Origin of the sequence: Acidaminococcus sp., assembly GCA_022482815.1 — a bacterium.
Taxonomy (GTDB): Bacteria; Bacillota; Negativicutes; order Acidaminococcales; family Acidaminococcaceae; genus Acidaminococcus.
On sequence record JAKVOM010000001.1, the window covers coordinates 1,481,465 to 1,506,369 of the forward strand.

The 24,905-nt window shown below is 49.6% G+C and carries 23 protein-coding genes; 13 read left to right on the forward strand and 10 right to left on the reverse strand.

Annotated elements, in window-relative coordinates:
• Positions 1–72: 72 nt before the first annotated feature.
• The 6 genes from LKE33_06550 to thiW form a co-directional block, all read right to left on the reverse strand.
• Positions 73–360 carry a metalloregulator ArsR/SmtB family transcription factor gene (locus LKE33_06550; protein MCH3950576.1) on the reverse strand — a complete coding sequence of 96 codons (288 nt, stop codon included), beginning with the start codon at positions 358–360 and terminating at the stop codon, positions 73–75.
• Entirely contained in the window at positions 332–934 is a 603-nt protein-coding gene (locus tag LKE33_06555; GenBank protein MCH3950577.1) for a 4Fe-4S binding protein, read from the reverse strand. The genes LKE33_06550 and LKE33_06555 overlap by 29 nt, the downstream gene beginning before the upstream one ends.
• The gene (locus tag LKE33_06560) at positions 927–1,133 is read right to left on the reverse strand and encodes a 4Fe-4S binding protein (GenBank protein MCH3950578.1); all 207 of its coding nucleotides are present in this window, start codon (positions 1,131–1,133) and stop codon (positions 927–929) included. Before LKE33_06560 ends, LKE33_06555 begins: the two co-directional genes overlap by 8 nt.
• Positions 1,134–1,619: 486 nt before the next feature.
• On the reverse strand, positions 1,620–3,893 hold the full coding sequence (locus tag LKE33_06565; GenBank protein ID MCH3950579.1) for an SMC family ATPase: 2,274 nt from the start codon (positions 3,891–3,893) through the stop codon (positions 1,620–1,622).
• A complete protein-coding gene (locus tag LKE33_06570; GenBank protein MCH3950580.1) occupies positions 3,893–5,032 on the reverse strand; it encodes an exonuclease SbcCD subunit D in 1,140 nt (379 codons plus the stop codon). Before LKE33_06570 ends, LKE33_06565 begins: the two co-directional genes overlap by 1 nt.
• A 38-nt stretch (positions 5,033–5,070) precedes the next feature.
• On the reverse strand, positions 5,071–5,577 hold the full coding sequence (thiW, locus tag LKE33_06575; protein MCH3950581.1) for an energy coupling factor transporter S component ThiW: 507 nt from the start codon (positions 5,575–5,577) through the stop codon (positions 5,071–5,073).
• Positions 5,578–6,210: 633 nt separating this feature from the next.
• On the opposite strand from thiW, the gene LKE33_06580 reads away from it, so the two are divergent.
• From LKE33_06580 to LKE33_06615, 8 genes are all read left to right on the forward strand, one after another.
• A complete protein-coding gene (locus LKE33_06580; GenBank protein MCH3950582.1) occupies positions 6,211–7,368 on the forward strand; it encodes a M48 family metallopeptidase in 1,158 nt (385 codons plus the stop codon).
• Between the two features lie 51 nt (positions 7,369–7,419).
• Positions 7,420–8,484, forward strand: a complete 1,065-nt coding sequence (locus tag LKE33_06585; protein MCH3950583.1) for an FkbM family methyltransferase — start codon at positions 7,420–7,422, stop codon at positions 8,482–8,484.
• A gap of 145 nt (positions 8,485–8,629) precedes the next feature.
• On the forward strand, positions 8,630–9,628 hold the full coding sequence (locus LKE33_06590) for an ABC transporter substrate-binding protein (GenBank protein ID MCH3950584.1): 999 nt from the start codon (positions 8,630–8,632) through the stop codon (positions 9,626–9,628).
• Positions 9,629–9,714: 86 nt separating this feature from the next.
• Entirely contained in the window at positions 9,715–10,593 is an 879-nt protein-coding gene (locus tag LKE33_06595; GenBank protein ID MCH3950585.1) for an ABC transporter permease, read from the forward strand.
• 2 nt (positions 10,594–10,595) lie between these two features.
• Positions 10,596–11,390 (forward strand): ABC transporter ATP-binding protein, encoded by a 795-nt coding sequence (locus LKE33_06600; GenBank protein ID MCH3950586.1) that lies wholly within the window; start codon positions 10,596–10,598, stop codon positions 11,388–11,390.
• Positions 11,391–11,443: 53 nt separating this feature from the next.
• The gene (locus LKE33_06605; protein ID MCH3950587.1) at positions 11,444–12,718 is read left to right on the forward strand and encodes a diaminopimelate decarboxylase; all 1,275 of its coding nucleotides are present in this window, start codon (positions 11,444–11,446) and stop codon (positions 12,716–12,718) included.
• Positions 12,702–14,288, forward strand: coding sequence for a ClC family H(+)/Cl(-) exchange transporter (locus LKE33_06610; protein ID MCH3950588.1), 1,587 nt, complete (start codon positions 12,702–12,704; stop codon positions 14,286–14,288). The genes LKE33_06605 and LKE33_06610 overlap by 17 nt, the downstream gene beginning before the upstream one ends.
• Before the next feature lie 265 nt (positions 14,289–14,553).
• On the forward strand, positions 14,554–15,639 hold the full coding sequence (locus LKE33_06615; protein MCH3950589.1) for a glycosyltransferase: 1,086 nt from the start codon (positions 14,554–14,556) through the stop codon (positions 15,637–15,639).
• Positions 15,640–15,835: 196 nt separating this feature from the next.
• On the opposite strand, the gene LKE33_06620 is transcribed toward LKE33_06615, so the two are convergent.
• From LKE33_06620 to LKE33_06635, 4 genes are all read right to left on the reverse strand, one after another.
• Entirely contained in the window at positions 15,836–17,053 is a 1,218-nt protein-coding gene (locus LKE33_06620; protein MCH3950590.1) for an ISL3 family transposase, read from the reverse strand.
• Positions 17,054–17,334: 281 nt separating this feature from the next.
• On the reverse strand, positions 17,335–17,934 hold the full coding sequence (locus LKE33_06625; GenBank protein ID MCH3950591.1) for a TIGR04100 family radical SAM protein: 600 nt from the start codon (positions 17,932–17,934) through the stop codon (positions 17,335–17,337).
• Positions 17,909–18,472 carry a TIGR04002 family protein gene (locus tag LKE33_06630; protein ID MCH3950592.1) on the reverse strand — a complete coding sequence of 188 codons (564 nt, stop codon included), beginning with the start codon at positions 18,470–18,472 and terminating at the stop codon, positions 17,909–17,911. Before LKE33_06630 ends, LKE33_06625 begins: the two co-directional genes overlap by 26 nt.
• Before the next feature lie 17 nt (positions 18,473–18,489).
• On the reverse strand, positions 18,490–19,356 hold the full coding sequence (locus LKE33_06635; protein ID MCH3950593.1) for a bifunctional hydroxymethylpyrimidine kinase/phosphomethylpyrimidine kinase: 867 nt from the start codon (positions 19,354–19,356) through the stop codon (positions 18,490–18,492).
• 255 nt (positions 19,357–19,611) lie between these two features.
• On the opposite strand from LKE33_06635, the gene LKE33_06640 reads away from it, so the two are divergent.
• From LKE33_06640 to LKE33_06660, 5 genes are all read left to right on the forward strand, one after another.
• On the forward strand, positions 19,612–20,934 hold the full coding sequence (locus LKE33_06640; GenBank protein ID MCH3950594.1) for a replication-associated recombination protein A: 1,323 nt from the start codon (positions 19,612–19,614) through the stop codon (positions 20,932–20,934).
• A gap of 64 nt (positions 20,935–20,998) precedes the next feature.
• A complete protein-coding gene (gene acpS, locus LKE33_06645; GenBank protein ID MCH3950595.1) occupies positions 20,999–21,379 on the forward strand; it encodes a holo-ACP synthase in 381 nt (126 codons plus the stop codon).
• Positions 21,376–22,920, forward strand: coding sequence for an NAD(P)H-hydrate dehydratase (locus tag LKE33_06650; protein MCH3950596.1), 1,545 nt, complete (start codon positions 21,376–21,378; stop codon positions 22,918–22,920). Before acpS ends, LKE33_06650 begins: the two co-directional genes overlap by 4 nt.
• A 39-nt stretch (positions 22,921–22,959) precedes the next feature.
• Positions 22,960–24,054, forward strand: coding sequence for an N-acetylmuramoyl-L-alanine amidase (locus LKE33_06655; GenBank protein ID MCH3950597.1), 1,095 nt, complete (start codon positions 22,960–22,962; stop codon positions 24,052–24,054).
• A 5-nt stretch (positions 24,055–24,059) separates the two neighbouring features.
• Positions 24,060–24,626, forward strand: a complete 567-nt coding sequence (locus LKE33_06660) for a GerMN domain-containing protein (protein MCH3950598.1) — start codon at positions 24,060–24,062, stop codon at positions 24,624–24,626.
• Positions 24,627–24,905 lie beyond the last annotated feature (279 nt).

Here is a 24,905-nt window from a genome sequence, read left to right on the forward strand (position 1 = left end):
TCTCTAGAAAAGCTCTGCGCCAATAGGCGTCCGAGACATGTCGAGGACTCTATTGGCGCAGGTGCCTTTTTATCAGGATTCGCTGCAGTATTGCTCTTTAAGTGCCTCAAGGACCGGCAGTAAACGTCGATCCTTAATTTGGTAAAATACATTAAGCCCTCGTTTTTCTGCCTCCAGAATTCCTGCCATGCGAAGCTGGGCGAGGTGCTGGGACAGAGCAGAAAGCGAAATGTTGGGAACCTTACTGTGAATTTCTCCTACGGTCAGGCTTCCATCCATGAGGGCACAAATAATCAAAAGGCGGTACTGATTGGCCAGTAATTTTAAGAGTTCAGCGATTTCCTTTGCTTGTTCTTCCATGAGAGGATCCTCCTTTCAGTACGCAAATAGCCTGGGTCATGGTTCCCATGGGGCAGTAGACACACCAGGAACGAGGACGGAACAGGACCATCGTGATGAAACCAAGCGTGCTTGAAGTCAGCATGACACTGAAAAATCCGTATGCGAACTGGGCCATCCAGGGAGAGACCCAGCTGACGTCAGCCCACTGCCAGGGCAGACGGAAGGTCCAGAGCAGGGTGACTGTCTGACTGAGAGGAGCACCCATAAAAACCTGATAGGTAGCGTAAAGCATGCGCAGAAACATCACCATAAAAAATGCAAGAAATGCCAGACGGAACCAGCGGCGGTGCAGAAAAGCAGGCGGCGCTGTGTTGCGGGAAAGAGAGAACTTTTTGCCCAGAAGGCGGAGCAGCTGGCTGCGGCCGCAATAGCGGTTGCAGTAAGCTTTCCCATAGCCCAGTATGGAAAGAAGGAGGGGCAGGGTAAAGAAAATCAGTCCGAACCAGGCAAAAAGGATATTACAGACACCTAAAAAATCGTAAAGCAGTTCAACAACCCAGAGGTAGTCGTACCAATGCTTTTGTTTAGTCATGGCAGGCCTCCCTTGGAACAATGGTAATGATGGCGGCCGGACATTCACGGGCACAGGTACCGCAGCCGACGCAGAGCGCAGCGTCTACGACAGCTTTGATCCCGGAGGGAACCGTAATGGCACCGCGTGGACAAACAGCGGCACAGGAGCCGCAGGCTACACAGTCGGCACCGACAGAAGCAATATTTTTGGATGCCATAGAGAGGACCTCCTTTAATTTAATAATTTAGATATTTCTAAAATACTAAATTAAAGGACATCTGTCAAGAGGGAAATAAAAAAGGCCTGTGAAAAAAATGAAATTTCATTTTTCACAGGTCTTTTTCGCCTTCCGCCCATGGAAGCAAAATTGTTGAGACAATTTTGCTCTGATCTTGTAAAAAGCAGCGCTCGAATTAGTATCTAAAAACAATGTTTGTATTCTCTTTTTATATTTGCCGCCAAGGGCGGCTTTATCTGTTTCTGATGGACTCTGATGCAAGACAACCGCAGGGACGCGAAGAACCGGGCTGAGGCCAGGAAGTCGTACAAAAAACGTACGTCGAGTGGTCGCAGACCGGTTCGACAAAGTCCATGCGGTTGGATTCTTCAGAGGACAGCGGAAACTTCACTGAAGAGAGCTCTGCCTCGAAATGCGTGCGAGGCCAGCCGAGCACCAGAGAGAGGCAGGTGCTTTTCCTTTAGATTACACGTGAAATACAGTAGTACTCCCATGGTCGGATCCAATTACTTCTAACTGCGCAGGAATTCGTTCTTTCAGATCGGCCACGTGGGAGATGATACCAACGAGACGGCCGCCCTTTTGCAGGTCAATTAACGTATCCATGGCATTGTCGAGGGTCTCCGGATCGAGGGAACCGAAACCTTCGTCGACAAGGATGGTATCAAGGTGCAGTCCGCCGGCATAAGATTCGAGCACATCGGAAAGTCCCAGTGCCAGTGAAAGGGACGTAAAGAAACTTTCGCCGCCGGAAAGTGTGGTCACGGAACGGGCCTGTCCTGTGTAAGCATCAAGGATTTCCAGGTCGAGTCCCTGTTCCTTACGGGCATCGTGGATGCCCTGACGGCGGTACAGGGTATAGCGGCCCTGACTGATCTTGGAAAGTCTCAGGTTGGCAGTTTGCAGGACATCATCAAGAACGGCCTGCAGGACATATGTGGAAAATGACAGATTCTGGCTGTTGTCCCCGCGGGCGGTGGAGGCAAGGAGTCCGATAGGACCGTAAGCGTCCTGAAGGGATGTAAGTTGATTTTCCAAAGCTTCCAATTGACCGAGCTGCTTTTTCTGAAGTTCGATTCTTTCCTTGAGACCGCCGACTTCACGGGCCAGTTCCTGATAGGCTGCTCTTGCTTCGGCGTCGGCTTTTTCCAGGGGCTGCGTATCCGGTTTACTGCGGTCCTTGATTTCATTGGCAAGGACTTTCAGCTCTCCTGCCGTACTTGCCTTCCGGGTTTCAAAATCTTTCAATTCTTTTTCCCACGCACTCTTTTGTCCTAATTGTCCGTGAATCGTAAGGAATGCTTTTTGGTCGGGGAACGGAGAGGCTTCGAGCGCCGTTTTAAAGTCGGCCGCATCAGTTTTTTGCTGTGCGGAGGCCTTGTTGGCATTGGCCTTGGCAGTAGCCAGACTGCCTTCCAGTTGTTTCAGTTTGTTTTGCGCCTGTTCCAGTTCGCGCTGTTTTTTCTGCAGTTCCTGAATCTGTTTTTCTAATTTCTTCTGCTGCGCCAGCAGTCTTTCTTTCTCCTGTTTTGTCTGGGTAGCCGGATGCGGATGTTCCGTTGCGCCGCAGACAGGGCAGGGCTCCCCGGGCTTCAGGCTTCCGGCAAGCCGTACGGTTTCCGTCGAGACGGCGGTCATGCGGGCCAGTTCCTCCCGGGCTTTGGCAGCAGCCTCCTGCAGCACCTGCGTATTGGCGTCTGTCGCATTCTTTGTCTTAGCCGCAATATCCTTGAGAGCTGCGTCGTATTGCTTTGTCGTTGTCTCCACGGTATTTTCCGCTTGTTTCCACTGCATTGTGGAACGGCGGGCACGGTCATAGACGGGGTGGAGCTTCAGTGCTTCCTCAAGGTGCCCGATGGCGGCAGCCAGTTTATCCATAGCAGGCTGCTGCGCCGTGAGTGCTTCCTGCCGTTTTGTAACATTGTCGAAAGATGTGAAAAGACTGAGCAGTTTTTTTGCTTCCTGCAGGGCTGCAGCCGTTTCTCGTGCCGTTTTATCGGCAGCGGCCAGTGCTTTTTCCTTGGCTGCAAGAAGCAGCTGATTTTGCTCTCTGGATTTTTTCAGCGCCTCTGCAGAGTCGGTACCGGCCTGTCCGAGGAGCAGTGTCTTTTTGGCTTTGACATCTTCGTATTGCTGCTTCAGGGATTTAGCGCGTTCTGTCAGGGCTTCTTCCAGTTCCCGGTATTGGCTGGTACGGAAAAGGGTTTCCAGGATTTGCCGGCGATTTTTGGAGTCAGCCATGAGGAAGCGGCGGAACTCGCCCTGCGGCAGCACCATGAGCTGACGGAACTGGATTGCCTTGAAACCGATGATAGATTCGATTTCTTTTGTGACGGAACCATAGGCAGATGCCTTGATAGTGCGGCTGCCGTCCGGTTCAATTTCGACAAGGGATGCACCGGCAGGCACAGATCTTGTTCCTTCACCGCGCTGTTTTTGCAGGATCTGTTCCGGCGTGCGCGTTACTTCATAGGTATGACCATGATTGGTAAAAGTGAGTGTGACTTCGGTTTTGAGGGTAGGAGGGGCATAGTCACTTCGAAGCGAACGGTTTTCACGCAGGTCACCGCTTGCCGTTCCGTAGAGTGCGAATGTGATAGCATCCAGAATGGTGGTCTTGCCGCTGCCTGTCGGGCCGGTAATCAAAAAGAGACGCTGCTCTCCCAGACGGGTAAAATCGATTTCTTCTCGCTGCGCGTATGGACCGAAAGCCTGCATTGTCAGTGTAAGCGGTTTCATCAGGCATTCCTCCCTTCGGTCAGCATTTCGTTCATGACATCTTGGAACAGGGCGCGTTCCTTATCGTTCATCGGACGCTTCTGAATTTCTTCGAAAAAGGCTTCGAAGAGTTCGGACTGGGTCAGACCTTTACGTTTTGCCGTGGCTTCTGCTTCCGGCTGGGCACCGAGCCCTTCATAGCCCAGCTGAAGGATATTCGGATAAATCTGTTCCAGACGGTTCTTGGGGTCGAGGACCGGTGTCTTATCGGTCAGGACAATCTGCAGATAATCATTGAAGTGTTCTTTTTGCGGATGGTTCAGCAGTTCTTCAAAGGTGCCCTTTAAAACAGCCAGTTCGTGAGGTGCCTTGAGTGGAATCGCTTCCGTTTCGATATGTCCGGACCCGTCCATGTCTACCAGAATAGCGCTCTTTTTCTGTCCGGTTTCACTGAAGGAATATTTCATCAGCGAACCGCAGTAGCGGACGGTGTCACTGCATTTTTGCAGGGCGTGGAGGTGGCCCAGTGCCGTGTAGTTAAAAGCGTCAAAGCAATCAAGTCCCACGGAGGTACTGCCGCCTGCGGCAAGGGGACGTTCACTGTCGGGCGTCAGAATGGCCCCCGTCACAAAGGCATGAGCAAGCGCTACTTTACGAGTGTTTTTCGGAATTTGTTTCAGCATGCAGTCAATCTGCCAGCGCAGGGCTGCATCGTGTGAAGGCTGCCTGGTACCACTGAGTTCCGTAGCGGTAAGCGGTTCACAGTAGGTCAGGGGTGCAAAGTAGACGGGACCATCCGCGTCTTCCAGCACAACCGGCTTGGTATCCGCAGAGACCGGGCCTGTAATAAAGAGCTTTTCGGACGCAAAAAGAGCCTGACCGAAATTTAACCGGTCAGGGTTATCATGGTTCCCAGCAATGAGAATTACGGGAATATGCAGTTCCATAATGAGCCGCCGAAGCGTTTCGTCAAGTACGCGCACGGCTTCCGTCGGAGGTACGGAGCGGTCGTAGACGTCACCTGCAAGCAGCAGGGCGTCGATCTTGCTGTCCTTAGCAAGCTTCAACAAGTCCTCCAGGACAGCTTCCTGGTCATCAAGCAGATGAAGCCCGTGAAAAATACGGCCCAGATGCCAATCCGAGGTGTGAAGAAATCTCATGGAAATACGCTCACTTTCTGTATAGTGGTGTACTTATCTCAGTGTTTTTCGTCTGTTTCCGCGAGTTTCTTCCCGATGGCCTGGATGAACGGAGTCTTCAGCAGGATACCTGCCAGGATGACACCGCCGCCGCTGCTCAGGAGGAAAGGTGCCACAAAGAAGTAGAAAGGCACGTCCTTACCCAGCAGATAAGAAGAGATAAAGGCGGAAATCCAGGCACCGATAATGCCCGTACCGAAGAGTTCACCGAACATAGCTGCCGGAATCTTGCGGAAGCGCTTATACAGGATGCCGGCGAGGAATGCACCAATCATGCTGCCTGGAAAGGCGAGCGGTGAGCCTGTTCCCAAAAGGTTGCGCAGCAGCGAAATGAGAAAGGCAATAATGGTGGCGTTGGCCGGTCCCATGAGAGCACCCGTCAGGGCATCAATCATGTTCTGCATCGGAAAACATTTGGAGACACCGACGGGAATGTAGAACAGATTGGCCGTCAGCGTTCCGATGGCAATAAAAATTGCGGATAACGTCAAACGATAAGTACTCATTGATAAGACTTCCTTTCAATAAAATACAGATTCAATGTTGAAAGAATGTCTCATCGATTTTCATTATACCATGTGAATGCGCGAATTGAGTCTGAAAAACAGGATAGCTGTGATGAGCTGCGGGCAGTGATAAGCCATCAGATTCAGTGCATCAAAAAAAGGTCCACGAAAAGCGGCACCCGCGGTGGTGCCCCCCCTTCGTGAACCTTGTTCACTCACTTGGTAAAACGTATGCGATTGTGATTCTTTCAACTTTCGATTTGAGTGTAGACCTTAAAGATCATATTGTCAAGAGAGAGGCACCTACCATAAGCTGTGCTGTGAAACTTTGACTCCAAGGATTGTAAAATGGAACTATTTTTATACTTAAAATCTGAGCTTCCACAAAACGTTTAAACTTTATTCCGCCAAAGTAGTGTATAATGACAGGAAGGATTACTATAGCCGCCGGCCGCATGTCGCCGGCCGCACTGCAGGAAGCAAAATTGCCAGGCCAATTTTGCTTTAAAGGAATAAAACAAGTTTTTGAATCCAGACCAGGCTAAAAGCCGAATGCTATATGCTAAAAAAGCGCTTTTCCGCTATCTGCTGTCTGCAATCGGCTATCTGCCGTTTTTTATGAAGGAGTTCATTATGAAATTTTCCATTATAAAATTCTTATGTATGCTTTTTACAATACTGTTTTGTGCACTGCCGCTGCCTCATGCCGAGGCTGCCATGATTAGTCAGCAGCAGGAAATTTCCATGGGTGAGAGCGTGGCTAAGCAGCTCGAAAATCAATATGGCCTTTATCAGGACGATGAGGTACAGGCGCGTATCGACCGCATTGGCCGGAATCTCATTGCTAATGCATCCCGTAAGGATCTGCCTTATACTTTTAAGGTGCTGAATACGCAGGATGTCAACGCGTTGGCCTGCCCCGGCGGGTTTATTTACGTGTACAAAGGACTCGTTGATTTTATGACAAGTGATGATGAACTGGCAGCCGTGCTGGGACACGAAATCGGGCATATTGAAAAACGCCACACGGTTCACCAGATCGAAAAACAGATGGCTCTGTCCCTTTTAACGATTCTTGCGGGAGCCGCTTCCGGGGATCCGGGAGCCGGCATGGTGCTTGCCACTACGGCTTCGCAGGCATTGATGGCAAGCTACAGCCGCGGCGATGAACAAGAAGCCGATGCTGAAGGATTCGTCCTCGCACAGAAGGCCGGTTATAATCCTTACGGTTCTTTCGTGACGATGGCCAAATTGGAAGATATGACAAAAGATATGGGAAACCCGGGTTACGGTCTGTTTTCATCCCACCCGGATCCGGAATCCCGTATGAAAAAGGCTATGGACGCAGCTGCGAAACTGCATATGGCTGAAACGGTCAGTGTGGATAAGGACGGAACCGCGACGGTAAAAGATGGGAACTGGTCCTATACGTTCCGGCAAACTGTCGGCTACGATAAACCCGAATACAGGGCAAGACTGATGGCAGGGGCTTTGTATCTGGCTGAAACGCGCGGCCCTGTCGATGAAAGCCATTTTATTACCGTAGACGGAGATAACTGGTCCGATGTCTATTATGAGGATATCCGGATCATGCGGGTATATCCTCAGGATGTACTTGATGGGAACGTGTCCGGAGCGGCCGCCAGGATGGCAGAAAGTCTGCAGCATTGGGCAGCGGAACAGAAAAAGAGAACGGCTGGTAAAACTGCGTCAAGTCCTGCCAAAATGCAGAAACCGGCGGTACAGAGAGCAAAAACGACCCAGACCGTTCCGGCTTCCAAGGCGGCCTGAGAATAGCAATATACTTAATAACAGCTAATATAATGAAACGAGGGGTAAGACATGGAGCTGCGGGAAAGAGAAACACTATGGCAGCATTTACAGCAGACAAAGAAACCAATCGTGCTCTATGGCATGGGGAATGGCGCTGACGAGATTCTGGACCGATGCGAGCTGCTGGGAATTCCGGTAGCTGGTGTTTTTGCCAGCGATGACTTTGCAAGGCATCAGACGTTTCGAGGCTTCACGGTTTGTCGCTATGATGAAATCGTAAAAAAGTATCCGGATTGTCTGGTGCTTATTGCTTTTGCCAGCGAGCGCCCGGAAATTCTGGAGCGATTTTTCCGTATTGCCGCGGAGCGCGAAACTTATGCACCGCATCTTCCGCTTTTTGGGGACTTATCCGTTGTTTCTCCATCCTGGCTGCTGGATCATGAAACGCAGCTGCAGGATACATGGGAACTTCTGGCTGACCAGCAGAGCCGACGCGTCATGGAGGATATTCTTGACTACAAACTGAGCGGCAAACTCGACTATCTGGAGGCTGTATCGCAGCGCCGGGAAGACCTGGAGACACTATTTATGTTCTCGGACAAAGAAACTTATCTTGACCTCGGCGCGTACCGCGGAGATACGGTGGAAGAATTCCTTTCCCTGACGGAAGGACGCTACGACCATATCTATGCCGTGGAACCGGACCCAAAGAATTTTCAGAAACTGCAGCGCTTTGTGGAAGAAAATCAGATCAGCAAATGTTCCCTGATTCACAGTGGTATATGGAAAGAGGAAGGACGCCTCTCTTTTGCGGAAAAAGGCGGCCGCATGTCTTTTCTCGATGCGCAGGCAGAGACGGACATACCGGTAACGACGATTGACCGGATTCTTGATGGACATCCTGTTTCCTACATTAAAATGGACGTGGAAGGCGCAGAAATGGAAGCACTTGCAGGCGGCGCCGAGGCTATCAAAAACTATCGGCCCAAGCTGCTCATTGCGGGGTATCATCACGACGATGATTTGTGGAAAATTCCTTTGTGTTTAAAGCGGCTTTGCCCGGAATATCGCATTTACCTGCGGCGGCATCCCTATGTGCCGTGTTGGGAAATTAATTTTTTTGCTTCCTTATAATGGAATGATTGAAAAAATCAAAACAAAATTTGATAATTTCAAACATATAATATTGCTCAGTGTAAACGAATATGATAAAATTGGAAAATAGATTGTAACAGTTGTTCAAGTGATTCAACTACAAGCAGGAAAGAAGGACGGAAGAATGATGAAAAATTGGAAAAAAGCATTAGTAGTATTGATGGCGTTAACCGTTGGTGTCACCGCCGGATGCGGCGGTAAAAAACAGGAAACCGGCGCCAAGAAAGATAAGGCTAAGATTGGTGTTGTACAGCTTGTACAGCATGCGGCACTGGATGCGGCCAATAAGGGCTTTATCGATGCGCTGGAAGCTAATGGTTACAAAGTCGGTCAGAATCTTGAAGTCGATCAGCAGAATGCACAGGGTGACCAGTCCAATTTGCAGACGATTGCCCAGCGTTTTGTCAACAATAAGGTAGATATGATTTATGCGATTGCTACGCCGGCAGCGCAGACGATGGCAAATGCCACAAAGAAGATTCCGATTGTGGGATCTGCTATCACGGACTATAAAGAAGCAAAGCTGATCAAGGATAACAACAAACCAGGTACAAACGTAACCGGTACGACGGATATGAACCCGATTGACCGTCAGGTAGCACTTCTGCAGACGATTTTCCCGAAAGCGAAGACGATAGGCGTCATCTATAATTCCAGTGAAGTCAATTCTCAGCTGCAGGTCAGTATCCTGAAAAAAGAAGCAGAGAAAAAGGGTCTTACGGTGAAGGAAGCTACCGTAACGTCTGTCAATGATATTCAGCAGGCTGCTCAGAGCCTTGTCTCCCAGAAGGTAGATGTTATCTACATTCCGACGGATAACGTCATGGCTTCTGCTGTGCCCGTGCTGACGAAAGTTACGAATGAAGCCAAGATTCCTGTTATTGCCGGTGAAGAAAATGAAGTCAAGAAGGGCTGCCTTGCTACAATCGGTATTGACTATTACAAACTTGGTTACCAGACGGGCCTGATGGCTGTCAAAATCCTGAGAGGCGAGGCAAAGCCTCAGGATATGCCTATTGAGACCCAGAAAGACATGAAAGTAACCGTCAACGAGACGACCGCAAAAACGTTGGGAGTTACGATTCCTGACTCCGTTCTGAAGGGAGCAGAAATCGCCAAATAGGAAATGATGTACTTCTTTCGGGCAGAAGAGTCCAGATTGCGGGCTTTTCTGCCCGAGGAGTTTCACAGTAAGGAGATTACACAGTTATGATCGATTTGATTATTCCTACCATATCCCAGGGCCTTTTGTGGTCCATGCTGGCCTTGGGTGTATACATTACCTTTCGTGTACTTGATATAGCCGATATGACAGTAGAAGGGTCGTTTCCGCTGGGGGCGGCCGTGGCAGTCGCTTGTCTTGTCAAAGACATGAACCCGATTGTTGCTATTTTAGCTGCTGCCGTAGCCGGCGGTATTGCCGGCGTGGTGACGGGCCTCTTAAATACAAAACTTAAGATTCCTTCTCTTCTGGCTGGTATCCTGAGCATGATTGCTCTCTATTCCATCAACCTCAGAATCATGGGAAAAGCAAACGTTTCCCTTCTTGGCAAGGAAACTGCTTTTTCTATTGTAGAGTCCTGGGGCCTGGATTATACGACGGGTGTCTTTGTCGTAGGTCTTGCAGCTACGCTGATTATTTCTGCCTTTATTTATTGGTTCTTTGGCACGGAACTCGGAGCCGCTATTCGTGCTACCGGTTTTAACCCGCAGATGATTCGGGCACAGGGCGTCGATACGAACGTGATGCTGCTCTTCGGTCTTTTCATGAGTAATGCCCTGACAGCAGTGGCCGGTGCACTCATTGCCCAGAACAACGGCTTTTTTGATGTAGGCATGGGTGTCGGGACCATCGTTATCGGCCTTGCCTCTGTTATTATCGGGGAAGTGCTCTTTGGTACCCGGAGTTTTAAAAACAGCCTGATTTCTGTGGTGCTCGGATCCATCGTATATCGTTTTGTCATCGCGATTGTGCTGCAGATGGGTATGCCGCCAAACGATCTGAAGCTCTTTACTTCTGTCCTTGTCGCCATTGCGCTGGCAATGCCGATTGTAAAGAACAAGCTGCAGGCGAGAAAGGCGGGCTGACCATGCTGGAATTAAAAAATGTAAATAAGACCTTTTTTCCCGGGACCATCAATGAGAAAAAAGCGTTAATCGATATTAATCTGCACGTAGAGACAGGGGATTTCATTACGATTATCGGCGGTAACGGCGCCGGTAAATCGACACTCCTCAATTCCATCGCCGGTGTATTTTCAGTGGATACAGGCAGCATCACCATTGATGATGTGGACCTGACCAAGATGCCGGAACATAAGAGAGCCCGCTATATCGGACGTGTCTTCCAGGATCCGATGCTGGGTACGGCAGCCGGGATGATGATTGAGGAAAATCTTGCCATTGCCAGTCGGCGCGGCAAGACACCGGGACTTTCCTGGGCTCTGAAAGACAGCGAACGCGCCCACTTCAAGGAACTTTTGAAAGAACTGGATCTGGGACTGGAAACTCGTCTCACAGCCCGTGTAGGACTGCTTTCCGGCGGCCAGCGGCAGGCGCTGACACTGCTTATGGCGGCAATGAATCATCCGAAATTACTGCTTCTGGATGAACACACGGCGGCCCTTGATCCGAAAACCGCGGAAAAAGTGCTTGGTCTGACTCAGAAAGTCATCGCAAGGGATCATCTGACATCGCTCATGATTACCCATAATATGCGTGATGCCCTGCGTTTCGGCAACCGGCTGATTATGATGAACGCCGGCCGTATCGTAGTCGATGTCAGCGGCGAAGAAAAGAAAAAACTGACCATTCCGGATCTGCTTGCGCTCTTTGAAAAAGCGGCCGGGGAAGAATTGGTTAACGACCGGATGATGCTCAGCTGAAATGCTCGGTACTCCGTTTGAATTATGATTATTTTTTGGAGGGGATTGTTGAAATGAAGAAGGTTCCATTTGTTACCAGGGAACAAGTTGTAGAAATTGCAAAGAAGTATCCGACACCGTTTTATATTTATGATGAAAAAGGAATTCGGGAAACTGCCCGCAGCATTTATAAAGCTTTCAGCTGGAACAAAGGATACAGAGAATATTTTGCCGTCAAGGCCACTCCGAATCCGTTTATCCTGCAAATCCTGAAAGAAGAAGGCTGCGGTACGGACTGCTCTTCCGCTACGGAATTGATGATGAGTAAAGTCTGCGGCTTCAAGGGAGAAGAAATCATGTTTTCTTCGAACGACACGCCGCCTGAAGAATATGCGCTTGCTGCCAGATTAGGCGCTATCATCAATCTGGATGATTTCACGATGATTGATGTGGTCGAAAAGACACTGGGCAAGATTCCGGAAACTATCTGCTGCCGTTATAACCCGGGCGGGAAATTTGCCCTCGGCAACGATATCATGGACGATCCCGGTGATTCCAAGTATGGCATGACGAAAGAGCAGCTGCTGGAAGCCTTCAAGATTTTAAAAGCCAAGGGTGCCAAGCATTTTGGTATCCATGCATTTCTTGCCAGCAATACGGTAACCAATGAATACTATCCGGAACTGGCACGGCAGCTCTTCAGCCTGGCCGTGGAAGTAAAGCACAAGACCGGTGTTGCCGTTGAGTTCATTAATCTTTCCGGCGGCGTAGGTATCCCTTACCGCCCGGATCAGACTCCGAATGATATCATGGCTATCGGTGCCGGCGTCCATAAAGTATATGATGAAATCTTTGGGCCGGAAGGCATGACGAATGTCCGCCTGATGACGGAAATGGGCCGTTTCGTGACGGGACCTTACGGTGCTCTCGTTTCCAAGGTTATCAACTTCAAACATATTTATAAGGAATATGTTGGTATGGATGCCTGCGCGGCTAACCTGATTCGTCCGGCTATGTACGGTGCTTATCATCACATTACGGTGCTCGGTAAGGAAAATGAACCGTGTGACCATAAGTATGATGTAACGGGCAGCCTCTGCGAAAATAACGATAAGTTTGCCGTGGATCGCATGCTTCCGAAAATCGAACTGGGCGATTATCTGTTTATGCACGATGCCGGGGCTCATTGCTATGCCATGGGCTACAACTACAACGGCAAACTGTGGTGCGCTGAACTGCTGCTGTGCGAAGACGGCAGTGTCAAGATGATCCGTCGTGCCCAGACGCCGAAGGATTATTTTGCAACCTTGGATTTTACGGGATTGTTTGATCATGTCGACGAAATCTGAAGAAGATAAAGTGGTGCAGGGTCTCATCCATATTCCGACTCTGCGCCTGAAACTGGCGGCACAGGGAGTTATCGTCGGTATTACGGCGGGACTTTCTATCGTCGTCCTGCGTTCCTGTCTGGAAATGGTTTCGGAAAGCCGAAACAGGATGGTCGCTTTCCTGCAGGGACTGCCTCCGTACCTTGTGCTCGTCTGGGCTGCCGGATTGGTGCTGACAGCCTTTATCATTGCCGGTCTCTGCCGGCGTGTGCCGAGCGCGGCCGGCGGCGGTATTCCCCAGGTGCGTGCCATTATGCTGGGGCTTGCCAAGGATGATAACTGGTTTACCATCCTCATTACGAAACTGGTAACAACCATTATGGGTATCGGGGCCGGACTATCCATGGGGCGTGAGGGACCTTCCGTCCAGATTGGGGCCATGGCAGCCGAAGGCGTGAGCCGCGCTTTTAAGAATACAAACGTTGAGGAACGGGCGCTCATCAGCAGCGGCGTGGGAGCAGGCCTTGCCGCCGCGTTCAATGCACCGCTGGGCGGGTTCATGTTTACCATGGAAGTCATGCAGAAGAACTTCTCCACGCTTGTGATTGCACCGACGCTGGTGGCCAGTGTGACGGCCGGTGTCATTGCTCATACGTTCTTCGGTATGGATACGGTTTTTCTGATCAAGCCGATGCCGCTGCTGCATCAGGGCTTCCTGCCGCACCTCATTTTACTGGGACTTTTCTCCGGCTTTATGGGTGTGCTCTTCAACAAAGTGTTTTTCGGAATCGGGGCTTTTTATAAACTGCCGATTTTTAAAAATTCCGTGATGAAGATTGCTTTTCCGCTGCTCCTGACGATTCCTCTGACGTATCTGCTGCCGCAGGTATTGGGGGCCGGCGATGGCATTATCGGAGCCATGCTTAATTTAAAAGGCTCCATCAGCATGATTTTGCTGCTCCTTCTGGGGAAGTATCTGTTTACTGTGCTGAGTACCGGATCCGGTGCGCCGGGCGGCTGCCTGCAGCCGATGCTGGTACTGGGTTCCCTGACAGGCGGCCTCTTTGGCAGCGTGGCTTGTGCGCTGGGCTTTATGCCTCCGGAATATCGGCTCCATATGGTAGTCTTCGGTATGGCCGGTTTCTTCGCCGGGTCTGTGCGGACGCCGGTAACGGCCATTTTGCTGCTGCTCGAACTGACCGGCCGTTTTTATCACATTGTTCCGCTCAGTATTGTGTCACTGTGTGCGTATGCAGCAGGCGAGCTGCTGCGCGATAAGCCGATGTTTGACAGGGCAATGGAAGGCATTTTTGCCAAGCTGGATGGTCCTAAACCGCTGCCGATAAAGCAGAACCAGCACCTTATGGAAGCCTCCGTGGAGGAAGGATCCAAAGCGGAAGGGCACTCCCTGAGTGAGCTGCGTCTCCCGGGCAAGGCACTCGTCATCTTTGTGCGCCGCGGGAATCAGACCTTTGTTCCCGATGGCAGTGTACGCTTTATGGCGGGGGATTTTGTCTACCTCGTGCCGAACCAGGCTAAATTGACAGAACTGGCGGATGTCTTTAAGAGCTCCGCTTATTCAGACAACTAAGCTGACAGCCTGACCGATATTGCTGATACCTTTAGGCAAGGTATCATGCAGCAGCGGTCAGGCTTTTGTGTGTGTAAGAAATTTCGTTTTGTTGCGCCAGAGCAGCAGATACGGTATACTGAATTTGCTTTCTATAGATTTTTGGGGAAAAATTATAATGGCTGCAGGCCATTTAGAGAGGATGTTGGCATAGTTGAAGATTCTATTGGTACATCGGGAATCTAAAATAGACACCGCAGGAGGAGCGGCTAAAGTTTTTTTCTTAATGGCGAATGAGCTGGCTAAGCGGCATCATGAAGTCAGCGCCCTTGCGTTAACGAAAACGCAGGGAAAGACTTTTTATACTATGTCGCCGCAGGTTCATTTTATTAACCTGAACTATAGCAGTGAAACACATAAGAGTCTGCATCAAAAATTCTGCCGTGCCTTTCATTTCGGTAAAACGGCACGTCACCGCTATGATCAGCAAGTGCAAGATCCGCTGTGGGCAGCCAAAATCAAGCCCGTCATTGAAAAGGTACAGCCAGATGTCATTATTGCTTATACACTGGATTTGGCTCGTATCCTGCTGCTTTCCGTGAAAGTTGCCTGTCCCCTGGTCATTATGTTTCATCGATCTGCCGATTATATTATGACTAACCTGACTCCGGAAAATAAAGAGGCCCTTGAACAAGCATCTTGTGTGCAAGTGCTGATGCCGGCTGATATTGACCGGGTAAAAGCAAAAGTACACTGCCGCCGTCTGATTCGGATTCCAAACGCCGTTCGGAGCTTAGGGATGCGCAGCTTACTCGAAAATAAACAGATTATCCATGTGGGCCGTTTTGACAGGCGGCAAAAGCGGCAGCATCTCCTCATTGAAGCCTTTCACCAGCTGCAGCCGGAATTTGCAGACTGGAAAGTGGATTTCTGGGGAGAAGGGGATGTGAACCAAGACCCTTATGCGAAATATTGTCATGATCTTGTCCTCAAGTATGGAATGGACAAGCAAATTACGTTTTGTGGTACCGGCAGTCAAATCCCGGCAAAAATGAAAGACGCTTCTATCTTTGCTTTTCCCAGCTCGAATGAAGGGATGAGTCTTGCCCTGGCGGAAGCGATGGAAGTGGGACTTCCCGTTGTTGCGTATAAAAACTGTAATTCTGTGAATGAAATGATCCAGGACGGAAGCAATGGCTTTTTGTGCGATGATGGGGTTGAACCTTTTGCGGAAGCTCTTCGTCAATTAATGTCAGATAAAGAGCTGCGCAGAAAGTTTGGCGCAAAGGCGCATGAGAGTGTACGTCCTTACCGTCCGGAAACTGTATGGAACCAATGGGAAAGTCTGCTGCATGAAATAACGGGCAAATGATAAATAACATAAAACAGGGGGCTGTGAAATATGATTTCATTTTTTCACAGCCCCTTTTACGCAAGTCGCTGGTCGCTGGCCCGGGTCGCCCATGGAAGAAAAATTGCCAGGGCATTTTTCTGCGAAATTATAAAAATAAAACCTGAAATTTAGGTTCTTTGTCAAATGTTGGGGTGCCCCACAACTAAATCGCCTTTTAGGAACTCGGCAAGGCATTTGCCGAGTTCCTTTTTTGCCAATTCACATAGAGAATCCGGTTCCTAAATCTGTTGAAATCACGCATTCCAAATGCAACTCTCTTAACCGTCTTAATCAGGTTGTTACAGCCTTCTGTGAATCCATTGGAGTATGGCTGGATAATTGCTTGAATAATTGCAGCCTCCCAATCTTTAAAAGATCTTAAAATCCCTTTAAAAGCATCTAAGTTGTAGCCCATTACCATAGCTAACCATTTGTTTAGCTCCCGCTTCGCAGCCAATTCAGTCTTCTGCCTCAATACTTTGTGAAATGCTTCTTTGAGTATATATGCACGCCTCAGTTCATCAGATTGAGAGAGGATGCAGCGCAGCTTTACCAGCTCTTCTCCACTTAGTGTTGTTCCCCTCTTTTGGAGAATCCTCTTATTATGTTTCAAATAAGGTGAGGTCTTTGGAAACGTATTTTGAATGTCTTTCCTTACTCTTTCCATAGCCCAGAGAACAAGTCGCTGTACATGGAATCTATCGGCTATCAGTGTGGCATTCGGGAACATTGTTTTATAGACAGAACGAAAAAGGGCAGACATGTCCATTACAACATAGCGAACCCTTCTTCGCTCCGCTTTAGGATAGCGAAGAAAATAACGTATAATCCAGTCTGCATCACGTCTTGGCAGAATGTCGATGAGCTCATTGTGTTCTACGTCTGTAATGCTGACCTGATACTTTTGTCCATGAGCATTGCCCCGGAATTCATCCATGGCCAGGACTTGGGGAAGGTGTTGGGGATGAGGGAAATGAAGGCGGTCAAAGTAACGTATGACCGTTGTAGTAGATGTGTGGAAGTCAGCCGCTATATCTGTGAAGCTGCGCTTTTGAAAACACGACACCATAATCTGCATCTGCAGATCTTTTGATTTGCGTTGATAACGCTGCAGGAACGGGACGGTTTCAAAGAATGTACGACCGCAGCAAGGGCAAACGTATCTTCTTTTATGTAATCGGACAAAAGCCTGTTGGTGCAAAATGGATCCGATAGCAATCCTTTGCCAACGGTAATCCTTGATTCTATCGGTCTTCGCATGACAATTAGGGCATTGGACAACAGCTCGATTCAGTTCCATAATAAATTCAATTTGTTGCTCACTGTGGATGCATTTTTTTATTACGTTACCTTTGACATTCAAGGAATTTGCTATATAATCAAATGTGGACATAGGCCATCTTCCTTTCATTTAGGTTTGGCGATTTAATTGTAAGAGTGGATGCCGTCTATGTCCACTTTTTTATGCAAAAATGGGGTGAGGAAAGAATATTTCCTCACCCCAACATTTATTATAGAACCGAAATTTAGGTTAACTGCTAAATTTCAGGTTTTATTTTATATTTTATTTAAATGAAAGCTTTCTCACACTGCTGCGGGCGACGCTAAAAACCATATGCCGTAAGCCAAATGCGGTCTTGGTGCTGACAGCAGCTATTCGCTGTCCACTACGGCTCACGAGAAATGACGCACGCGCAGTTTGATGCCGCAGGATTCGGCGACTTTGCGGCTGGCTTCAATCTGTTCCGGCGTCAGTACGTCGACGACGGTCATGCGGGTATCCGGAATTTTTTCCTTGCATTCTTTGGCAAAGGTGAGCATGGCCTGATACGCTCCGGGCAGCGTGGGACGCGTTACTTTGTTGTAATCCTCTTCATCGGGGGCGTTCAGGCTGATGGAAACGGCATCCAGGTGGGAGGCTAGTTCGGGAACGATATCTCGTCCGTTTTCCAGACTGCCCAGGCCATTCGTGTTGACGCGGAGTTTCAGTTCAGGGTGCGTCTGGCGTACATACTTTGCTGTTTTCAGCATTAAGTCCAGTGCGCAGGTCGGTTCCCCATACCCGCAGAAAACGAGCTCTTGATAGCCCGTGAAATCAAAGGCATCCACGGCTGCTTTGACTTCTTTCCAGGTGGGATTGACTTTATGCCAGAGCGTCGGGGCGTCACCGATGCCTTTGTGCTGAAAGCGTACGCAAAACGTACAGCGGCAGTTGCATAGATTTGTCAAATTGACGTAGACACCGTCTTTATAAGTATAGAGAATCTGAGCCATGATATTTTGTCGTCCTTTCTGTATCTGCACCAAAAATTTTTGACTTAATGGACTGTTTATCAAGAACGCCGGCAATGAGGTAATAGAACAGCAGGCTGCCGCCGGATTGGATGGAACTGCCAAGGAAAGATGTAATTAACGCTACCTCGGTGCCAAATATCAATTTTTCAGCAAGAAAATAGCCGGTCGCGGAAATAATCCAGGACAGGAAGGGTGCAATCCGGTTCCGTCTGCATAAAAGTTTCGGCACCTTAGAAGTAAAGGGCAGGGTAATCAGCGCCTTGATGACAATAGTGGCCGGCGCCCACATGGGAGCGGTCAAAAGATCCGCCAGGCCGCCGCCGATAGCGGCAGCAATCAGGGCATATGGCTGTGGGAGCAGGGATGCTGCTACGTAAATCAGGGAATCTCCGAAATGGAGATAACCACCGTTAGGCCCCATGGGGATGTGACAGATGTAGGCGGTAAAAAGGCAGACCAGCGCCGCAAAAAGTCCAGTCAGGACCAGCAGGCGGTCTCGTTTCAATTTTGACTGCATTACAATCATTCCTTTCTTTATTGCTGAACCTGTTTGCCTGGGGAAAGGAGGAGCAAATAGGGTTCATAGTTGATACCATCATTAAAGGGAACAGCTTCTTTTTGGGCATCGGTGATGCTGCGTAAAATAAAATCTCCGGCAAGACGAGTGCTCTGCACCAGATCCCGATGCTGCAGACGGCTGCCCATCAGCACGGCGGCAAAAAGGTCTCCTGTGCCGGAATACGTCCCGTTCAGGCGGGGAAAATAAATCGGCATTTCTCTACCTTTCTGCAGAACGAGATTGGCGATAAGGGGCCGGCCCTCTTTGCCGCGGCAGTGAATGCCCGTAATCACAAGCGACGGGTTATGAAGAATGGATGCTTTTTCGATGAGTTCCCGAAATAAAGATTCCGGCTCTTTTTCGCCCAGTTTTTTCAAGGGTTCCATGGCAGTACCGGTAAGGATACAGAACTCCGTAAAGTTCGGCGTCACTAAATCGGCTTCTTCTGCAAGCTTTCTCATGGAATCGATGGAGGCGTCTGTGAACCCCCGGTAGGTGTGTCCGTTATCTCCCAGTACGGGATCACAGAGATAAAACGCCCCTTTCCGGTGAAAAACCTGTAAAAACTCAGCGGTTTCCCGGACAGTTTCCGGCGTGCGGAGGTAGCCGGAAAGAATTCCGTCAAAAGAAACACCGAGCGCCTTCCAGTGACGCGTATAGTTTGGCATTTCTTCAGTAAAGGACACATTGTGAAATCCCGGATAGCCTGTCTGTGAAGTGAGAACGGCTGTCGGGAGCGGGCAGGCTTCGATTCCCATCGCGGCCAGTACTGCAATGTCCGCCGTGAGGGAACAGCGCCCGAGCCCGGACAAATCATTGATAGCTGCAACACGTTGGTGCATTATTAAAACTCCCTTAAAGCAAATTGTAATGGTAAGGCTGTTATCGTTATAGCATAGAAGGACAAAGAATAAAATGAACGGTTTGCAGAAGATTCATATAAAACTGTGATGGTAGGGGAAGGAAAGCTTCGGTTTTTTGACATGCGTTCGAATGACAGCAACTGTGTGCACAGCCTGCGGATGAGCGTCTGCTTTCACTAAGTGTCTATTCCATGGTATAATAAAATACTACATTGTATACAAAGGAGGTTCGTCATGGACGAAGGCAGTTTATTTGAAAATCATGCAGAAGAACCACTGGCTGAGCGGCTGCGTCCTCGTACGCTCGATGAGTTTGTAGGGCAGGACCATCTTCTCGGACCGGGAAAACTGCTGCGGCGGCTCATTGAAGCAGACCGGATTTCTTCCATGATTTTCTGGGGACCTCCGGGTGTAGGGAAAACGACACTTGCCAGAATCATTGCCCATCAGACGAAGGCAGGCTTCATTACCTTTTCCGCGGTGACAAGCGGTATCAAGGAAATTCGTGCTGTCATGCAGCGGGCGGATGATGCCCATCGTTTTGGCAGCCGGACCATCGTTTTTATCGACGAAATCCATCGTTTTAACCGGGCGCAGCAAGACGCTTTCCTGCCTTTTGTGGAGAAGGGCAGTATCATTCTCATCGGTGCTACGACGGAAAATCCTTCTTTTGAGGTCAACGGCGCTCTGCTTTCCCGGTGCAAAGTATTTGTGCTGAAGGCACTGACAACGGATGATATTGTGAAAATTTTGAAGCATGCTCTTGACGACCCGCGGGGATTTGGCAATGAGCATGTCCAAATGTCAGATGAGATGCTGCGAATCGTAGCTGAATTCAGCAACGGGGATGCCCGGAGTGCGCTTACGACGCTCGAGATGGTTGTCCTGAACGGCACTCCGACGGCTGACGGCATAGAAGTAACCATGGATACGTTGGAGCAGTGCACTTCCAAAAAGTCGCTCCTCTATGATAAAAGTGGGGAAGAGCATTACAATTTAATTTCTGCTCTGCATAAATCCATGCGTAATTCCGATCCTGACGCGGCGGTCTATTGGCTGGCCCGGATGCTGGAAGCAGGTGAAGACCCGCTTTATATTGCGCGCCGTGTCGTGCGGTTTGCCAGCGAGGATGTGGGCCTTGCCGATTCCAAGGCACTTGAAATCGCCGTAGCTGCCTATCAGGCCTGCCATTTCATCGGGATGCCGGAGTGCTCCGTGAATTTAACCCACGCTGTGATTTATATGGCTATGGCACCGAAATCCAACGCCATGGAGCTAGCTTATAACGAAGCTAAGGCAGATGCCCTGACGCATATGGCAGAACCGGTGCCGCTGCAGATCCGCAATGCACCGACGAAGCTTATGAAAGAACTGGACTACGGAAAAGGCTACGTCTATGCTCATGATACGAAAGAGAAGATGGCGGCCATGCAGTGTCTGCCGGACTCACTGAAAGAAAAGCATTATTACCATCCGACAGAACAGGGACTTGAAATCCGCTATAAGCAGCGGCTTGAACAAATCCTCGCCTGGAAAAAGGAACATGGTATGCCATAATTCATAGATTTGCCTCATTTTTTTAGTACAATATTCTAACAGCGATTGGAAAGAAGGTTTCCGGATGATCAAGGGAATTGGCATTGATATCGTAGAGGTGGCACGCATTGCCGAGAGCCTGAAAAAAGAAGGCTTCAAGGAAAAAGTGTTCACGGAAGACGAAATTACATACTGCGAAAGTAAAAAAGCCCATGCAGTGGAATCTTATGCAGCCCGGTTTGCCGCCAAGGAAGCGCTTGGAAAGGCGCTTGGAACCGGTGTTGCACCCGGTAATCTGACCGAGATTGAAACACTGCCGGATGAAGCGGGCGTACCGCAGATCCATCTTCACGGGGAGATGCTGCGCCGTGCCTATTTCTGGAATGCGGGTGCGATTTTTGTGTCGCTCAGCCATACGAGTCAGATGGCGGCAGCACAGGTGATTGTGGAGGCAAAATATCAATGAAACTTGTAAGAGCCGGAGCCATGAGAGCTACCGATCAGCTGCTTATCGGCACGCTGGGATTTCCTGAAGCCGTGCTGATTGAAAATGCCGGACGGGCTGTGGCAAAGGAAACCATAAATTTCTTAAAAGATGCTGCAGAAAAGAAAATTGTTGTACTGGCCGGTAAGGGTAATAATGGCGGCGACGGCCTGGCGGCGGCCCGTTTTTTGGAAAAAAAGGGGGCCAGGGTGACGGTCGTTATGGCTGCCGAACCGGAGCAGCTCGGCAAGGGCTGTGCCCTGCAGCTAAAACTCTGTACGGCTTTTGAAATGGAAGTCCTTTCCTGGCAAAAGGATCAGACCGGTGCTTTGGCGCGCTGCGCCGAGGCGGACGTAGTGCTCGACGCTCTGCTTGGCACGAGCTTTCATGGATCACTTCGGGAACCGGTCCGGAGCCTTATTGAAGCCGTTCAAAAAATTCCGGTGCCGGTCATTGCTGTTGATATTCCTTCCGGCGTTGAGGCAGATACGGGCCGCTGTGAAGAAGCACTGCCTGCTTCTGTGACGGTAACCATGATTGCACCGAAGACGGGTCTTTATTTCTATCCCGGCGCTTTTTTCACCGGAAAGATTGTGGTTGCTGATCTTAACACACCGGCTGCTGTACTGCGGGATGTGGAAAGTCAGGAGACACTGCTCACTGCGGACTACGTAAAGCGGAATTTCCCGCTGCGCGCCCGCAATGCTCATAAGGGTACGAATGGAAAAATTGCGGTGCTGGCAGGCAGTCCAGGCTACCTGGGGGCTGCGGAAATGGCTTCTCAGGCAGCGGTTCGGGCAGGAGGCGGACTGGTGACGCTTTATACGCACCCTGAGGTGTGGGCACCAATGACCATTAAATCGACAGAAGTCATGGTGCGGAAAATGCTTCTGGAAGATGTCCCTTCCGAGGCAGATCGCCTGAAGGACTATACAGTGGCAGCCGCCGGACCCGGCATCGGCAAATCCCCGGAAATGGTATCTTATATCCGTGACTTGCTGCCGCGGCTCACTATGCCGCTGGTGCTTGACGCGGATGCCTTGAATGCTCTTGACGGACAGGACGCACTGCTACTTGGACTGCACTCAAAGGTGCTGACGCCGCATCCGGGGGAAATGGCGAGACTGCTGGGTAAGTCCCTGCGTGAAGTCATGCAGGATCCCATGGCGGCAGCAAGAGAAGGCGCTGCCCGCTGGCAGGCCGTAGTGGTACTGAAATGTGCACCGGCAATTATTGCCACTCCGGAAGGCCGTGTTTATGTCAATTCGACGGGGAACGAAGGCATGGCGACAGGCGGCAGCGGTGATGTGCTGACAGGAACAATTGCTGCCCTCATCGGGCAGGGACTGCTGCCGGTACAGGCTGCCTGCTGCGGAGTCTATCTGCACGGCCTCGCGGGAGATTTGGCTGCTCAAAAAGGTAAGATTGGTATGAAGGCAGGAGATATTCTGGAGTATCTGCCTTCGGCTATTGCCCGGGTTTTAGGTGACGGGGACCGGACGTTGTTTGCATGTCTTCCCTGAACGTGGTAAAATTTTCGGGTATACGGAGGAGGTACTTGCGTGTTTAAAAAGATATTTATATTGTGTGCCTGCCTGATCTGCGCACTCGGAACCGCAGTCGCTCAGGCCAGACCTAGAATTACAAAAGTTGCTTATGGCGTCAGTCCGGACAGACAGCTTCGGGTCGTCCTGGAAACAACGTCGTATGCCAAAATGAGTACCGAAGTGCTTGACAGGGAACTTCGCGTAACGGTAAACGGACGGCTTAGTTCCAGTGTTCCCAAGTCCTATGTGCCGAAGAACGCGCCTTATGTCAGAAAAGTGCTCATCGAGCCGAAGGGCAGCAAGACGCTTGTCCGCGTGCAGATGAAGAAGAAACTGAAATCCAGCGATTATAAAACCTTTAATCTGAAAAAGGATAAGGTGAACAGACGGCCCACGCGTGCCGTAATCGATGTTTATGCCGGACCTTCTACGAAGACTTTCAAGACGTCTCGTCCGAAGTCTTCCCTGGAACGTAAACCCTGGAGACCTTCCACGTCGGGAGCCGGATATTCTGTTGTCGGTGGTATCGATGGTAAGCGGATTACCCTTGACGCCGGACACGGCGGCACCGACCCCGGTACCCATGGATTGGCAACCGGCGTGCAGGAGAAGAACCTTACCCTGTCGATTACGAAAAAGGTAAAGCAGTATCTGGAGAAAAAAGGCGCTATCGTCTATATGACGCGCACGACGGATGTGGACGTATACGGACCTGATGCTACGGATCGTCAGGAACTTCAGGCACGTGTCGACGTAGCTGAGCAAAATAAGTCTGATATGTTTATCAGCCTGCATATCAATGCCAGTGAAAACACAAGTGTTGGTGGATTCTCTACTTACTACCATCCGAAAACTAAGTATGATATTCAGGTTGCCCAATGCATTCAGGATCGCATCATGAAGACGGCCAATGTAGATGACCTCGGTGTTCGTTATGCCAACTTCTACGTCAATAAGCGCAGTTCCATGCCGGGTGCTCTCGTAGAGATGCTTTTCCTGACTAACCGCAGGGAAGAAAAATTGCTGATGAATAGCTGGTTCCAAAACAAGCTGGCAAAAGCCATTGCTGATGGTATCGAAGACTTTTACAATATGCACAAGGGAGGCTGATGATGATGATGAACATGAAGCACCTTTGTGCAGCACTCTTGGCTGCGGTGTTGACGGTATCTCTGGCAGCAGGATGTGCTCCTGATGTGAAAGAAAAGATTGCCGAGAATGTGCCAATCGTTAAGCAGCAGGAAAAGAAGAATCAGAAACCGGCACAGGTCGAAAAAGTCATTTACCGGGCCCTGAATAAGAGCAGTCAGAAGCTGACTCCCGTCAAGATTAAACTGGATGCCGGCATCAAGGAAAAAGACCAGCCTCTCGCTGTGATGAAGGAACTGGTTGAGAAAGTACCGTCCGGTGACACGACATTCCCCAAGGATACGAAGGTCAATAAGGTGACGGTGAAAGACGGATTGGCTACGGTTGATTTCAACAAGGCATTTGTTTCCCGTAAAAACAACGAGTTTGACAACATGCTGATGATTTACGCGGTAGTCAATACCCTGACGGAGTTTCCGGACATCAAGCAGGTGACCTTCTCCGTGGAAGGCAAGAAGCTGGATATGCTCGGACAGATGGACATGGAAGAACCCTTCAAACGGGAACCGCTGATTATTAAGAAGGATAAATAACTTCTGAAAACTGCGAGTAATAACAAAAGGACTGAAACGCTGTAGTGTGGCGTTTCAGTCCTTTTGTTGATTTCATAAAGTTATGAGGCTGTGAGTTATGAGTTGTGAGTTATTAGTGTGAATAGTAAAAAGGCCGTGAACCAATGATTTTCCATTGCTTCACGACCTTTTTTCTGTCTGCGAGTCGCACGCTGAAAAGTAAAAAGATAACTTGTTTATCTATTCTTTCTCAGGAATCCGCCAAAGTAGATGTTCTCACGGGTGTACTAACCACTTTTT